Origin of the sequence: Halopseudomonas phragmitis (assembly GCF_002056295.1) — a bacterium.
Taxonomy (GTDB): Bacteria; Pseudomonadota; Gammaproteobacteria; order Pseudomonadales; family Pseudomonadaceae; genus Halopseudomonas; species Halopseudomonas phragmitis.
This window is the reverse complement of record NZ_CP020100.1, coordinates 2,530,248-2,544,554: the sequence shown is the minus strand read 5'-3', so window position 1 is coordinate 2,544,554 and position 14,307 is coordinate 2,530,248. Positions and strand designations below refer to the sequence as shown.

At 59.8% G+C, this 14,307-nt stretch carries 11 protein-coding genes; all 11 read left to right on the top strand.

What is annotated here, in order from left to right; all coding sequences use genetic code 11:
* Positions 1–2 precede the first annotated feature (2 nt).
* From tssE to BVH74_RS11680, 11 genes are read left to right on the top strand one after another with little or no spacing between them, the layout of a single operon-like run.
* The gene (gene tssE / locus BVH74_RS11730) at positions 3–407 is read left to right on the top strand and encodes a type VI secretion system baseplate subunit TssE (RefSeq protein ID WP_080050247.1); all 405 of its coding nucleotides are present in this window, start codon (positions 3–5) and stop codon (positions 405–407) included.
* Between the two features lie 12 nt (positions 408–419).
* On the top strand, positions 420–692 hold the full coding sequence (locus BVH74_RS11725) for a PAAR domain-containing protein (protein WP_080050246.1): 273 nt from the start codon (positions 420–422) through the stop codon (positions 690–692).
* A gap of 25 nt (positions 693–717) precedes the next feature.
* On the top strand, positions 718–2,508 hold the full coding sequence (gene tssF, locus BVH74_RS11720; RefSeq protein WP_080050245.1) for a type VI secretion system baseplate subunit TssF: 1,791 nt from the start codon (positions 718–720) through the stop codon (positions 2,506–2,508).
* Positions 2,472–3,479, top strand: a complete 1,008-nt coding sequence (gene tssG, locus BVH74_RS11715; protein ID WP_080050244.1) for a type VI secretion system baseplate subunit TssG — start codon at positions 2,472–2,474, stop codon at positions 3,477–3,479. The genes tssF and tssG overlap by 37 nt, the downstream gene beginning before the upstream one ends.
* A 12-nt stretch (positions 3,480–3,491) precedes the next feature.
* A complete protein-coding gene (gene tssH, locus BVH74_RS11710; protein WP_080050243.1) occupies positions 3,492–6,122 on the top strand; it encodes a type VI secretion system ATPase TssH in 2,631 nt (876 codons plus the stop codon).
* A 10-nt stretch (positions 6,123–6,132) separates the two neighbouring features.
* Positions 6,133–7,680, top strand: coding sequence for a sigma-54 interaction domain-containing protein (locus BVH74_RS11705; RefSeq protein ID WP_080051712.1), 1,548 nt, complete (start codon positions 6,133–6,135; stop codon positions 7,678–7,680).
* A complete protein-coding gene (locus BVH74_RS11700; RefSeq protein ID WP_080050242.1) occupies positions 7,661–9,742 on the top strand; it encodes a type VI secretion system Vgr family protein in 2,082 nt (693 codons plus the stop codon). Before BVH74_RS11705 ends, BVH74_RS11700 begins: the two co-directional genes overlap by 20 nt.
* Positions 9,727–10,569: a DUF4123 domain-containing protein gene (locus tag BVH74_RS11695; RefSeq protein WP_080050241.1), complete on the top strand. Its 843-nt coding sequence runs from the start codon at positions 9,727–9,729 to the stop codon at positions 10,567–10,569. The genes BVH74_RS11700 and BVH74_RS11695 overlap by 16 nt, the downstream gene beginning before the upstream one ends.
* 2 nt (positions 10,570–10,571) lie before the next feature.
* Positions 10,572–12,623 carry a LysM peptidoglycan-binding domain-containing protein gene (locus BVH74_RS11690; protein WP_080050240.1) on the top strand — a complete coding sequence of 684 codons (2,052 nt, stop codon included), beginning with the start codon at positions 10,572–10,574 and terminating at the stop codon, positions 12,621–12,623.
* A complete protein-coding gene (locus BVH74_RS11685) occupies positions 12,616–13,542 on the top strand; it encodes a formylglycine-generating enzyme family protein (protein WP_080050239.1) in 927 nt (308 codons plus the stop codon). The genes BVH74_RS11690 and BVH74_RS11685 overlap by 8 nt, the downstream gene beginning before the upstream one ends.
* Positions 13,539–14,222, top strand: a complete 684-nt coding sequence (locus tag BVH74_RS11680) for a formylglycine-generating enzyme family protein (RefSeq protein ID WP_080050238.1) — start codon at positions 13,539–13,541, stop codon at positions 14,220–14,222. Before BVH74_RS11685 ends, BVH74_RS11680 begins: the two co-directional genes overlap by 4 nt.
* The last annotated feature ends 85 nt before the right edge of the window (positions 14,223–14,307 follow it).

Sequence of the window (14,307 nt, the reverse complement as noted above, 5' to 3'; positions counted from 1 at the left end):
ACGTGAGTTACGGCAGCCTGTTTGAACGCCTGGCCGGTGACGCCACGCAACGAGTCGATCTCGGCCATACGGACGCCGTTGCGGCGTCCGTGTCCCGGCATCTGGCGCAGATGCTCAGCACCCGTGCCGGCAGCGTGCAGACCCTGCCCGACTACGGGCTGCCAGATCTCAACGACATGCGCCTGTCCGTGCACGATGCTCTGCAACAGGCACGCACAGCCATCGAAGGCTTTATCGAGCGTTATGAACCGCGGCTGCGCAATGTACGTGTCATTGCGCTGCCACGCAGTCACGACCCGCTGTGTCTGAGCTTCGCCATCGAAGGCCTGCTGGATGTAGCCGGCCAACGCCAGAAAGTCAGCTTCTCCGCCAGCCTCGACGGCAGCGGACAAGTCAGAGTCCAGTAAAAGGAGTTACCCATGTCAGGCAAACCCGCCGCACGCGTCGGCGACCTTACCAGTTGCCCGAAGAAGGGCCACGGCAACAATCCGATCAGCGCCGGCTCGCCGGATGTACTGATCGACGGCCTGCCGGCAGCCCGGATGGGCGACCCGACCGGCTGCGGCAGCACCCTGGTCGGCGGCGTCAGCACCAGCGTAATGATCAATGGCAAGCCCGCCGCCGTAATCGGCAGCAGTGGCGACCATGGCAACACCGTTGTCCAGGGTTCAGGCAGCGTACTGATCGGATAGTTGTTCTCACTACAGGGATAGTTGCGTGTCATTCAACCACTACTACCAAAGCGAGCTGAGCGCGCTGCGCCAGATGGGCAAGCGCTTTGCCGAGCGTAACCCGGCGCTGGCGCCGTTCCTCGGCCAGAGCGGCAAGGACCCGGATGTCGAGCGTCTGCTCGAAGGCTTCGCCTTTCTGACCGGGCGTCTGCGGCAGAAGCTGGATGACGAACTGCCTGAACTGACGCACTCGCTGATGCATCTGCTGTGGCCCAACTATATGCGCCCACTGCCGGCCTTCAGCATGCTGCAGTTTGATCCGGTAAAGCGCGCAGGGCCAGCCGTCCGAGTGGCGCGCGACACGCCGGTCGAGTCGGTGCCCGTACAGGGAATCAACTGCCAGTTCCGCACCACCAGCGAGGTCGAGGTTCTGCCACTGCAATTGAGCCAGCTGGATTACTCGGTCAAGGGCGACGGCGCGCTGCTGAGCCTGAAGCTGTCGATGGTTTGCGACGGCAACCTGAAGGATCTGGCCCTGCGCCGCCTGCGCCTGCATCTTGCCGGTGAGCGCTATATCAGCCAGATGCTCTACCTGGGCCTGTTGCGGCATCTGGATGGTATCGAACTGGTCCTGCTCGACAAACAGGGCACGCCTCTGCCCTGGCATAAGGGCCCCACCGCCAGCACACTGCGACTGGCCGCCGAACAGGTCCAACCAACCGGGTTCGAGGATAATCAGGCCCTGATCCCCTACCCGCTCAACACCTTCAGCGGCTACCGCTATCTGCAGGAATACTTCGCTTTTGAAGACAAGTTCCTGTTCGTCGATATCAATGGTCTGGAGTGCCTTGGCGCCGCTGGCGAGGACGTGCTGCAACAGGCCGCCGGCCTGGAGCTGCGCTGCCATATCCGCAAGGCCGGTATCCAGCGAATCCGCCCGAGCAGCGACAATGTGCGCCTGTATTGCACCCCCGTGGTCAATCTTTTCAACCACGATGCCACGCCAATCCGGCTCGACGGACGCCAGGACCACTATCTGCTGCGCCCGGCCGAATACGCCAGCCACCAGTGCGGCGTCTACTCGGTCGAGCGCGTCACCGGCTGGAAGCCTGGCGGCATGGGTTATGAGGACTATGTGCCTTTCGAGTCATTCGAGCACGACCACAGTTTTGATGTCACCGAGCCAAAACCTCACTACAGCGTGCGTCAATCACCCTCGATCCAGGGCGATGGGCTAGAGACCTACCTAAGCTTCGGGACGCGCAGCAGCGAACGACATGAGACGCTGTCAATCGAGTTGATGTGTACCAACCAGAATCTGCCGAGCCAGCTTGGCATCGGCGATATTTGCCGGCTCAGCGAAGACACCCCCGACTATCTCAGCTTCCGCAATATCAGCACGGTCACGCCCAGCTACGCGCCACCGCTGGATAGTGACTTTCTGTGGAAGCTGATCAGCAACATGTCACTGAATTACCTGTCGCTGGCCAATGTCGAGGCACTCAAAGTAATCCTCGAAACCTATGACCTGCCGCGTTACTACGACCAGCACGCGGCACGAGTCGGCCAGCGCCGGCTGGAAGGCCTGAAGAAGATTTCCCACAGTCATGTAGACCGTCTGCACCACGGCCTGCCTGTTCGAGGCATCCGCACCGAACTGCTGATCGATGGCGACAATTTTCTTGGCGAAGGCGATCTGTTCCTGTTCGCCTCGGTACTCGATCAATTCTTTGCACTGTATGCCAGCCTCAACTCGTTCCATGAGTTGCAGGTTTCAACCACCCAGGGAGAGCGGTATCAATGGACACCACGCATGGGGCAACAGCCCCTGCTCTAAGCCGGCTCGGTCGCAGTATCCGCGAGTACAGCCTGTTTCAGGGTGTTCTGCTGGTACTGCAAAGGCTGCGTGAAGAATATCCGCAGTTGACCGACGACGCCCTGTACGAGCGCCTGGAATTCCAGGCCAACCCGAGCATGGGTTTTCCCGGCACGGATATAGAGCAGGTGGAATTCTTCCATGAGCAGGGGGAGTTGCGCGCACGGATACGCGTCAATGTGCTCGGCCTGTTCGGCTCAAGTTCGCCTTTGCCTGCGTTCTACAGTGAGCAGGCGTTGGGCGACAGCCTGACTGGCAATCCGACCCGGGACTTTCTCGACCTATTCAACAACCGACTGCAACGCCTGATGCTGCCGATCTGGCGTAAGTATCGCTATCACCGCCGCTTCAGCGAAGGAGCCGACGACGGGTTTTCCGCCCAGTTGTTCGCCCTGATCGGTCTGGGCTACCCGGCACTGCGCAGCTCAAATGAGCTGAACTGGAAGCGTCTGCTGCCCTATCTCGGCCTGCTCAGCATGCGCGCCCAGTCCGCCGCGCTGGTCTCGGCCGTATTGCGTTACTACTTCAAACACGCGGCGCTCCATATCGAACAGTGCGTCGAACGGCAGGTTGAGATTCTGCCCGAACAACGCAACCGCCTGGGCCTGGCCAACAGCCAGTTGGGTAGCAGCCTGGTACTGGGCGACAGCGTGCGTGATCGCAGCGGCAAATTCCGCATCCACATTCGCGAACTCGACTGGGACCGCTTCCACGATTTTCTGCCCACCGGCAGTGCCTATCAGCCGCTGCTGGCTCTGGTGCGCTTCAGCCTGCGCACCCCGCTGGCCTATGACATCCGCCTGCAACTGCGCAAGGAAGAAATCCGCGAGCTTCACCTGGGGCGCAACAATCACTGCCGGCTGGGCTGGACCTCTTGGATTGGCCAACGTGACAGCGACGCTGAAGTCACCCTGGCCGGACGAACTCATTAAGGACTGATGAACATGATCAATGTAGATATCCAAAAACTGGTGCAGGCTCTGGACGCGGACAGCCGCCGCGATCTTGAAGCCGCCGCCGAACGCTGCGTCATGCGTGCGGCCAATAAGGTTCAGATCGAAGACCTGCTGCTGGTGTTGCTTGAGCGGCCCAACAGTCTGCTGAACAAAGCGCTGCTGGACGCCGAAGCCGATATCGACAGTTTCCGTACGCTGCTGCAGCCCCGCGGTGAGGGTGATGGCAGTCGCAGCCCGGCGTTTGCCAGCGAACTGGTGCAATGGCTCCAGGATGCCCTGCTGGTAGCCAATCTGGAGCTGGGTCAAACCCACATCGATCAGGCTGCCCTGCTGCTTGGCCTGCTACGCAACCCGGTTCGCTATGTTGGCAGCCGCTATCAGCCGATGCTCGACAGTATCCGCATTGAGCGTTTGAGCGATTACGCCCTGGCCGGACAAGCCACGGGCAACGCCCCGGCTGCGGCTGCCGACTCGGCCTTGAGCCGCTTCACCCACAACATTACCGCTCAGGCCCGGGACGGCAAGCTGGACCCGGTCCTGTGCCGTGACCAGGCATTGCGCCAGATGATCGATATCCTCGCCCGGCGGCGCAAGAACAACCCCATCGTCGTTGGCGAAGCCGGCGTTGGCAAGACCGCCATCGTCGAAGGGCTGGCCCTGCGCATCGCCGCAGGCGAGGTCCCCGAGGCCCTGCGCGATGTCGAGTTGCTGTCTCTGGACCTGGGTCTTTTGCAGGCCGGCGCCAGTATCAAGGGTGAATTTGAACGCCGCCTGCAAGGCGTGATTGATGAGGTCAAGGCAGCCGCCAAGCCGATCATCCTGTTCATCGACGAAGCCCACACCCTGATCGGCGCCGGCGGCCAGGCTGGTGGCTCGGATGCCGCCAACCTGCTCAAGCCAGCACTGGCACGGGGAGAGCTGCGCACCATCGCCGCCACCACCTGGAGCGAATACAAAAAGTACTTTGAAAAGGACCCAGCCCTGGCCCGACGCTTTCAGCCGGTACAGTTGCACGAGCCGACCACCAGCGAGGCCGTTACTATTCTGCGTGGACTGGCACCGCTGTACGAGCGCAGTCATGGCGTCTATCTGCGTGACGATGCCGTCGTCGCTGCCGCCGAGCTGTCGGCCCGTTACCTGGCTGGGCGCCAGTTGCCCGACAAGGCCGTCGACGTACTGGATACCGCCTGCGCCCGCGTACGTATCAGCCTGGCCTCCGCCCCGGAAGCCATCGAACGCTTGCGCGGCGAAATTGCCGAAGGCGAGCGTCAATTACAGGCTCAGCAGCGCGACCACCAGGCCGGCCTGGAGCTGGACAACCTGTTGTTGACCCAACTGCAGGAGCGCCTGGAACAGGCCCGGGATGAACTGCTGAGCCTGGAACAGAGCTGGAATCAACAGCGCGAGCGGGCCACCCGGCTGCTGACCCTGCGCCAGCAATGTGCCGAGATGCGTCTGAGCCAGACTGAAGCCAACGAACCCGACACCGATGGCGACCTACCCGACAACCTGATGCCTGATAGCACCACTGATCTGGCCGCACTCGAAGCCGAGCTGGCGAGTCTGCAGGCCGAGTTGCAGGCGGTTCCAGCCCCAGCGCGTCTGGTCAGCCATGAAGTCTGCCCGCGGCTGGTCGCCGAAGTGATCAGCCACTGGACCGGTGTACCCGTTGAGCAGTTGGCCCGCGAGCACAACAACAAAGTCGCCGGATTTGCCGCTGAGCTGCGCCGCCGGGTACGTGGCCAGGAACAGGCGGTAGTGGCGCTTGATCGCGCCATGCGGGCAGCCGCGGCCGGTCTTAACAATCCGGATGCACCCGCCGGGGTGTTTCTGCTGGTAGGTCCAAGCGGCGTCGGCAAGACTGAAACCGCGCTGGCACTGGCTGACCTGCTGTACGGTGGCGAGCGCTTCCTGACCACCATCAATATGTCCGAGTTCCAGGAAAAGCACAGCGTTTCGCGACTGCTGGGCGCTCCACCCGGTTACGTCGGCTACGGTGAAGGCGGCATGCTCACCGAGGCGGTACGCCAGAAGCCCTACTCTGTAGTCCTGCTGGATGAGATCGAAAAAGCCGATCCAGACGTACTCAACGTGTTTTATCAGATCTTCGACAAGGGCGTTGCCAACGACGGCGAAGGACGGGAAATCAATTTCCGCAACACCCTGATTCTGATGACCTCCAACCTCGCCAGCGAGCAAATCAGCCAGCTCTGTACCGAAGCTCAGCGGCCAACCGCCGACGATCTGGAGCAGGCCATCCGCCCGACGCTGAGCCGGCATTTCAAACCCGCCCTGCTGGCACGTATGCGCGTGGTGCCCTACTACCCGGTCGACGGTGAAGTATTACGCGAGCTGGTAAGCCTCAAACTCAAGCGCTTCGCCAATCGTCTGCAACGTCGCCAACTGGGCTTCAGCCACTGTCCGGCCCTGGTCGAGCATTTCGTCGAACGTTGCCACTACGGCGACAGCGGTGCACGCCTGATCGATCACCTGATAGATCAACAGTTGCAGCCGCAGATCGTCGACCAGTTACTGGATGCCATGGCTAGCGGCAGTACGCTCCGTCACGTGCATGCCACTCTCAACGGCGAAGGGGCTCTGGTCTGTGAGTTCGCTTAAACTGCCTGCCCTGTTCGACCGGCTGACGCACCCGCTGCATTATGCCGAAGACCTGCTCGCGCGCTTCACCGCGCTGGCTGGCAGTCGGGGCAGTCGTCAGTTGCAGGAACGTTTGGTCGAAGCCGCCAGCAGCCTGACCGGCTGTCCGCTGGGCCAACTGTTCCTGCTCGATGCCACGCATACCCAGTTAACCCTGGCCGCCGAGTGGCTCGACGGCCAGCCGCACAGCCGCGAAGCAGACACCGTATCGAGCGACTACAACGACCAGCAGCTGCTACAGTACTGCCTGTGCCAGAACCAGGTGCTGTATCTCGCCCAGCTCGACAACAGCCTGTATGCCACCCCGTTCCTGCCGGCCACCAACGCGGATTGGCGCAGCCTGCTGTGCCTGCCCCTGCACGACGACCAGCAACATGTTGCCGGGCTGCTACTGCTGGCCAGCCACGAGGCTCTGGAACTTCATGGCTATGCCGACTCCCTGCAACTGCTTGGCAACTTCGCCCTGCATCAACTGCATCTGCTGCAACAAGTACAGCAAGGCCAAAGCTCCACCACCGAAGTACGCGAACCTGCGCCAAACTATCCGCGTGGCTATGGCCTGATCGGCGACAGTCCAGCCATGCAGGCGGTTTACCAGTTGATCGGCAAGGTCCTGCACAACCCGGTCACCGTCCTGCTGACCGGCGAAACCGGCACTGGCAAGGAACTGGTCGCCCGCGCCATCCACGACTATGGCTCTCGCCGCACCCAGCCATTCATCGCCCAGAACTGCGCCGCGCTCCCGGAAAACCTGCTGGAGAGCGAGCTGTTCGGCTACCGCAAAGGGGCATTCACTGGCGCCGACAAAGACCACCGGGGCCTGATCGACAGCGCCGATGGCGGCACCCTGTTCCTCGATGAGATCGGCGACATGCCACTGGCCCTGCAAGCCAAACTGCTGCGCGTACTGCAGGAGGGCGAAGTACGGCCACTGGGCAGCAGCGACACTCACATGGTTGATGTGCGCATCATCGCCGCCACCCATCAGGATCTGCAGGCTCAGGTGCGTGATGGCCAGTTCCGCGAAGACCTGTATTACCGCCTGACCCACTTCCCTATTGAGCTGCCACCGCTGCGCGAACGTGGAGAAGACATTCGCATACTGGCCATGCATTTCGCCGATGAAGCCTGCTGCTTCCTGCAGCGCGAAATCTGTCGCTGGTCCGACAGCGCCCTTGAGCATCTGGCCGGTTACAGTTTCCCCGGCAACGTACGCGAGCTCAAGGGACTGATTGCCCGTGCCCTGCTGCTGTGCGACGGCAACCTGCTGTTGCCCGAACACTTCAACCTGCCGGAAACCATCAGCCAGCCCAACGGCCTGAGCTTGCGTGAACGTATGGAGCGTGTGGAGCGCAACCTGTTGCTCGACTGCCTGCAGCGCAACCAGGGCAATCAGACCAGCGCCGCCAGCGAGCTCGGGCTACCGCGCCGCACCCTTCTTTACCGTATGCAACGTCTCAATATCAGCCCGGCTGATCTGAAATCCAGGGAGAGGAACCATGTTCAATCCGGCCAATGAAGCCCATTTCAGCCTGACCCTCGACGGCCTCGACCACGACTTCAAGGTCCTGGCCTTTACCGCCCGCGAGGCCATCAGCCAGTGCTACCGCATCGAGCTGCAACTGGTCAGCGAACAGCCCGACATCGACCTCGAAGCCCTGTTGCAGCACAGCGCCTGGCTGGACCTGGGCAACGGCAGCGGCCTGCACGGGCTGATCCACCACGCCGCCGTCAGCGAATCCGGCCAGCGCCTGACCCGCTACCAGCTGGAACTGGTACCGCACCTGCACTACCTCGGCCTGCGCCACAATCAGCGCATCTTCCAGCACCTGAGCGTGCCCGAGATCATCGCCCGGATCCTGCCCGAACACGGCATCCAGTCCGACGCCTGGCAGTTCCAGCTCGGCAGCGACTACCCGGCCCGTGAGTACTGCACCCAATACGACGAAAGCGACCTGCACTTCATCCAGCGCCTGTGTGAAGAAGAAGGCATCCACTACCACTTCCGCCACAGCCCGGACGGCCACCTGCTGGTGTTCGGCGACGACCAGACCGGCTTCCCGCGCCTTGAGCCAACCGGATTCGACCAAGGCAACGGCATGGTCGCCGACGACCCGGTAGTCAAACGCTTCGGCCTGCGCCTGGAAACCCGCAGCAGCCGGGTCAGCCGCCGCGACTACGACCACCAGAAAGCCCGCCTGCTGCTCGAAAGCGAAGCCCGCAGCGAACACCTGCCGGACCTCGAAGACTACGACTACCCCGGCCGCTTCACAGACCGCGAGCGTGGCAAACAGCTGGCCCGCCGTGCCCTCGAACGCCACCGCAGCGACTACCGCCAGGCCAGCGGCGACAGCGACCAGCCGAGCCTGCGCAGCGGCCACTTCCTCGAACTCGAAGGCCACCCCACCCAGAGCTGGAACGACCTCTGGCTGATCACCGCCATCCACCACCAGGGCAAACAACCCCAGGTGCTGGAAGAGTCGGTCACCAGTGACAGCGACAACGATGACGACTTCACCCAGGGCTACCGCAACCACTTCACCGCCACCCCCTGGGACAGCGCCTGGCGCCCGGCCCTGAACCACCCCAAACCCAAGGTCCTCGGCCAACAGACTGCCGTAGTCACCGGCCCGGAAGGCGAAGAAATCCACTGCGACAACGAAGGCCGGGTCAAGGTCCAGTTCCACTGGGACAGAGAAGGCCAGGCTGATGCCAACACCAGTTGCTGGCTACGGGTAGCCAGCAGTTGGGCCGGTAACGGCTGGGGCGCCGTGACCATCCCCAGAGTCGGCATGGAAGTCTTGGTCAGCTTCCTCGAAGGTGACCCCGACCAGCCACTGGTCTCCGGCTGCCTGTACAACAGCGCCCACCCGGTGCCCTATGAGCTGCCCGAACACAAAACCCGCAGCCTGTTCAAAAGCCTCTCCAGCCCTGGTGGCAACGGCTTCAACGAACTGCGGATCGAAGACAAGGCCGGACAGGAACAGATCTTTATCCACGCCCAGCGCGACTGGGACCAGGACATCGAACACGACCAGAAGATCCGCGTCGGCCATGAACGTCACGAACGCATCGAAGCCAACCGCTACAGCGAAAACCTGGCCGAAGAACACCACACCACCCATGCCGACCGAAAGACCGAGATCAAGGCCGACGATCATCTGACCGTAGCCAGCAGTCAGCATGTCAAGCTGGGTCAGGGGCAGTTCATCGACAGCGGCCGGGAGATTCACTATTACGCTGGCGACAAAGTAGTGATCGAGGCGGGTATTGAGCTGACTGCCAGAGGCGGCGGCTCCTTCCTCAAACTCGACCCCAGTGGCGTGACCCTGAACGGGCCCGGTATTCGGATCAACTCCGGCGGTGCGGCTGGGCGGGGTTCGGGAATAGGCATACTGCGGCCAAGCGCCCCAGGAGCCGTCGAGCAGGTTATGTATGGCACCGCAACGCTGGCAGTCCAACCCAACAACCTTTCCCGCCTGAAAGCAGCAGCCAGAGATAACCTGCTACTGGCCAGCCAGTGTCATCGCCAGCCAGATGGCCACTGCCCGTTGGAGGCTTGCCCATGCCGGAACGCTTGAACATGCAACGAGCTATGGCTCCCGGCTATTCGGATGACTGCTATCTGTTGCTCGATGGCTTAGCTATGGATGTGCCCGTTACGGCTTTCTCTCTCGATGAGCATCCACAGATCGAACCACTGTTTCGTGGTACCCGGCACTCGGAAGTCATCGAAGCCAGCCCCTGGCTGGTCAAACCCGTGGCTGGAGGACAGTTGCTGAGTTCTCCCGAAGTCTGGCAAAGGCATGGAGTGGTGCTGCATTCAGTCGTTGGCAAAGACACCCTCGCACAACATCTGCGTAGCCTGATCAGTGTCCGCCTGCCATCCCAGCAATTGGCCTACTGCCGCTTTTACGCTCCAGAGTGGACCGCCCGACTGTTCAACTCCATGCACCCTGAGGATTTTCAAGCTTGGTCAGGCCCCATCTCGAAATGGTTGATCCATAACGATGATTCGTGGACAGCCTACACCTGCGACAGCACCGGACAGCCGAAGGATGTAAATGACGAAGGTTGGTACATGCTACGTGAGGAACAACTGGCGCAGTGGCAAGCCGAAGAACAGCAACGTTTCATTGACCGGGCTATGCATCATCTCGGCTGCAAATCATACCAGGCAGATTTCGCCACCCAGCGCGAGCGCATAACCAGTCTGATCCAGCAGGCCCAGAACTATGGGTTCACACTTGAACATCAGGCTCTGCAATACCTGGAGCTGGCCTGGCGCTTCCCGCATGAACTCAGCACTCAGCAATGGACAGACTATCTGGCTGACCACAGCCACACCGCTGACCAACGTTTGCACGTTGCAGAGCAGCAACTGTTTGGCCTGAACAAGGACGTCTAACCATGGAATACATCGTCAAATCCGGGGACAACCTCAGCCTTATTGCGCGCTCCAACGGCACAACGGTAGCAACGCTGATGCGCCTTAACCCCGAGATCGAAGATGCCAACCGCATCTATCCACAACAGAGCATCCGCTTACCTGACACTGCCAGCACGCGGCAAACCAGAGCCATTGGCCAAATCGCTGACTGCAGCGAATGTGTCGATGAGTACGTCGATTTGCTGCATCAGGCAGATGAGGCTGTTTTCATACCGTTGACCGCCGAGCATCAACGTGAAATCCAACAGGAAGAAGCGATTCTTGAACAGCTTATCCAGCAGTTTCATGCTGCTATGGAAGGCATGGAAGACAGCATTCAGAGCTTCAAAGATGATTTTATTGAACGCTTGGAACAAGAACGCATCATTGATCGCGCCAAACCTGCAGAGCCTCTGCAACTGACCGAAATACGCCGTCTGATGGGTAACCGACATTATGCCTATGTGCGCAAAGACTCAGGCTGGCGTCGGCACCGAAGCTACAGCATAGATGCTCAGGACAGAGCACGGGCTAAAGGCTGGTATGACCCGGCCAGCGGTAAAGTTGACGGCAGCAAGCTGCTAGACACCATAGCCGAAGACATGCGTACCCCGTCTCTCAAAGCCAGTCTGACCTTGCATGAGAGCTTTACCGACTGGTGCCTGCTCGAATGGCAAAGTGACCCGGTTCGCTGGACGCCTATCGAAGGGATGCCTCCCATCGTCGCCGGTGCGCAGGCCCAGGCCATGCGCTATGCCATGGGCGCCAGCTTGCAAGCGGGCTATGACCCCAGAAGCATGAATGCACACATAGCAGCCAAGGCCAGTGCCAGCGCCAGCCTGATCGAGGGCAAAGCTTATGCCGAATGCGCCTGGCCAGCCGAGGAAGACAGTGAATGGATCATTCGCTATCGCGATGAATACGGCAGTTTGCAGGATGCGTCACTAGGTAAATTCCGTGCCCGGGTCAAGGCCGAACTGATCGGCTTTGCCGGCGCCAGCGCTTTACTCAGTGCCAATGTGCATATCGATATGAGCAACGGTATTCCGCAACTGCGCGGCACCGGTAACTCAAACCGCAGCCGTGGCTCAGGAGACCCAGCTTCGGTTGAAGCTGGTGCCTTTGTCGGTGTACGTGCCGATGGCAAACTAGAAGGCAGCATAGAGTGGCAGGACACGCTGGCAGAACAGCGACAGTGGGTCGCACTGTGCACTCTGGGTGTTAGTGCGGGTGCAGCCCTTGGCCTAGGAGCCGAAGCACGTTTGCAGATCAAGTGGAGCAGCACAACACATAAGTTTTACTTCAATGTACATGCCGGACTGGTGGCCGGGGCTGGCGCCTCAGGCGAGGTTGGAGCAGAGGTAGACGCTGGAACCTTTGTGACCATGGTCAAGTGCGTCTACAACGCCCTGTTAACCGTGGATTTTCGCAAGGTCGAGGAAATAGATGCCGGGGCCTTCAGCCAACTGACCAACTTTGCTGTACTAGGCGTTCTCAAAGGAGTTGGCTATGCAACTGAAGCCATCCATTATGGTGGGGCAGCTGCGGAGTGGGTAGCAGGAGAAATAAATGCACTTATCGAGGAACATCGTACTGCCCGAGAAAGAGAACAGTTGGCCATAAACACAGCCGACAATATCCTGTCCGACCTTGCTCAGAGAGATAACAGCTGGATCAAATATGCCCCTCCGGAAGTCAAAGGGCGCCTTTTGGATATCCTCTGCTTCGACTACGGCCCAACCTTCTGGGATCGCTACACCTGGGGGGCCAACAGCCGGGAAAGAGCCATTCTGGCTCTTCTGGAAGTCAGTCAGTGTTGGCGCGACTACGAAGAAACCGTTACCCGCATCAATCCGACTGGTAATAAAGGAAACTTTAGCGCCAACCGCAATCGTCTGCGCAGCCTGATGCGGCTATTTCCGAGCCTGCAAATCGAGCGTATCGAAGCTCGACTGCAAGGTACGCGCGCCACGCCCAACCAGCCGGTACAACTAGCGCGACATGTTCAACTGACAGGAACACATTATGCGTAATCGTTCTGCTATTACCGCATTGCTTTGCAGTGCCACGCTACTTTATGGCTGTCAGGAAAGTTCGCGGGCCGCTAAAGCGCTTGACCTGCAACCACGTATTGCCGAACTGACCAGCCGCGCCATAAACAATCTGGTCTTTATCGAAGGCGGCACCTTTATCATGGGTGACTTTGGCGCCGTCGGCGAGGATGGCGTATGGCGGCCCTATTTCCCGCCGACCATCGAAGAAGACCAGCCCCATGAAGTCACCCTGTCCAGCTACTCGCTGAGTCAACACAAAACAACCTGGGGGGATTTCGATACCTATCTTTTGGCCAACGACTTGCCATTCATCGTGCAGGCTTTCACCAAGTCCTGGGAAAGAACGCCTTTCGATCAAGAGCCTGAAAGCCGCTTTTTTGTTGAGAAGCCAGCCACTGTCACCTGGCAGGAAGCCAAGGATTACTGCCAGTGGCTGGGTGCCCAAACCGACCTGCCGCTGGACCTGCCCACCTCTGCCCAGTGGGAGTTTGCCGGGCGCAACCGCGGCAGTCAGGCGTGGATTTTTTCCACCCATGATGGGAAAGAGACCAGTTCTGATATGAAGTGGTACATGCACGACACAGGCGAATATGTCCCGGTAGGCAGCCGCCTGCCAGCCAACCCCCTCGGCCTCTACGACATGGCTGACAATGGCAAGGAATGGGTCAACGACTGGTTTTCCGAAACCTGGTATCGGGAAAACCCCAAAGTCACTGACCCGCAAGGCCCTGACGAAGGTACGCAAAAAATTGTACGTAACCTCGACTTCAGTTTTTCTCGTATTGGCGTCCCCGAGTCCTTCCCAAGCACCTTTAATGATGAGTGGACGCTGATAGTTACCAATACCTTCCGCTGCGCCCTACAAAGCGCGTTTCCACAGGGCCGGGCAGAACCATGAAACCTGTCACCCTGTCCAACTACTCGCTGAGTCAACACAAAACAACCTGGGGGGATTTCGATACCTACCTATTGACCAATGGCATTGAGGTTTTTGAACGCAACTACCAGGACAAATGGGCGAGGGAGCCGTTCGAAAAAGACCCTGCCAACGAGTTCTTTATCGATAAACCTGCCCTGGTGACTTGGCAAGAAGCCAAGGACTACTGCCAATGGCTAGGTGCCCAAACCGACCTGCCGCTGGACCTGCCCACCTCTGCCCAGTGGGAGTTTGCCGCACGCAACCGCGGCAGTCAGGAATGGATTTTTTCCACCCATGATGGGAAAGAGACCAGTCGTGACATAAAGGCGCACATGTACGGCAGAGATAAGTACGTCACGATTGGCAGCCGTCTGCCAGCCAACCCCCTCGGCCTCTACGACATGGCTGACAATGGCAAGGAATGGGTCAACGACTGGTTTTCCGAAACCTGGTATCGGGAAAACCCCAAAGTCACTGACCCACAAGGCCCTGCTGAAGGTACGCGTAAAGTCATTCGTAACCTTGATTTCAGTTTCTCACGCACAGGAATGTCCGAGTCAGCACCTAGCCTAGTCAACGAGAACTGGGACAGCGTTGCCGAATATACCTTCCGCTGCGCCCTGCAAAGCTCGTCGCTCCTAAGGCAAGCAGAACCATGAAACCCCACTATCAGGATCCCCCATCAGAGCGCTTCAGCCTTGATCAGGACCAATACACCAATTTGTGAACCATTACCCAGCAAGC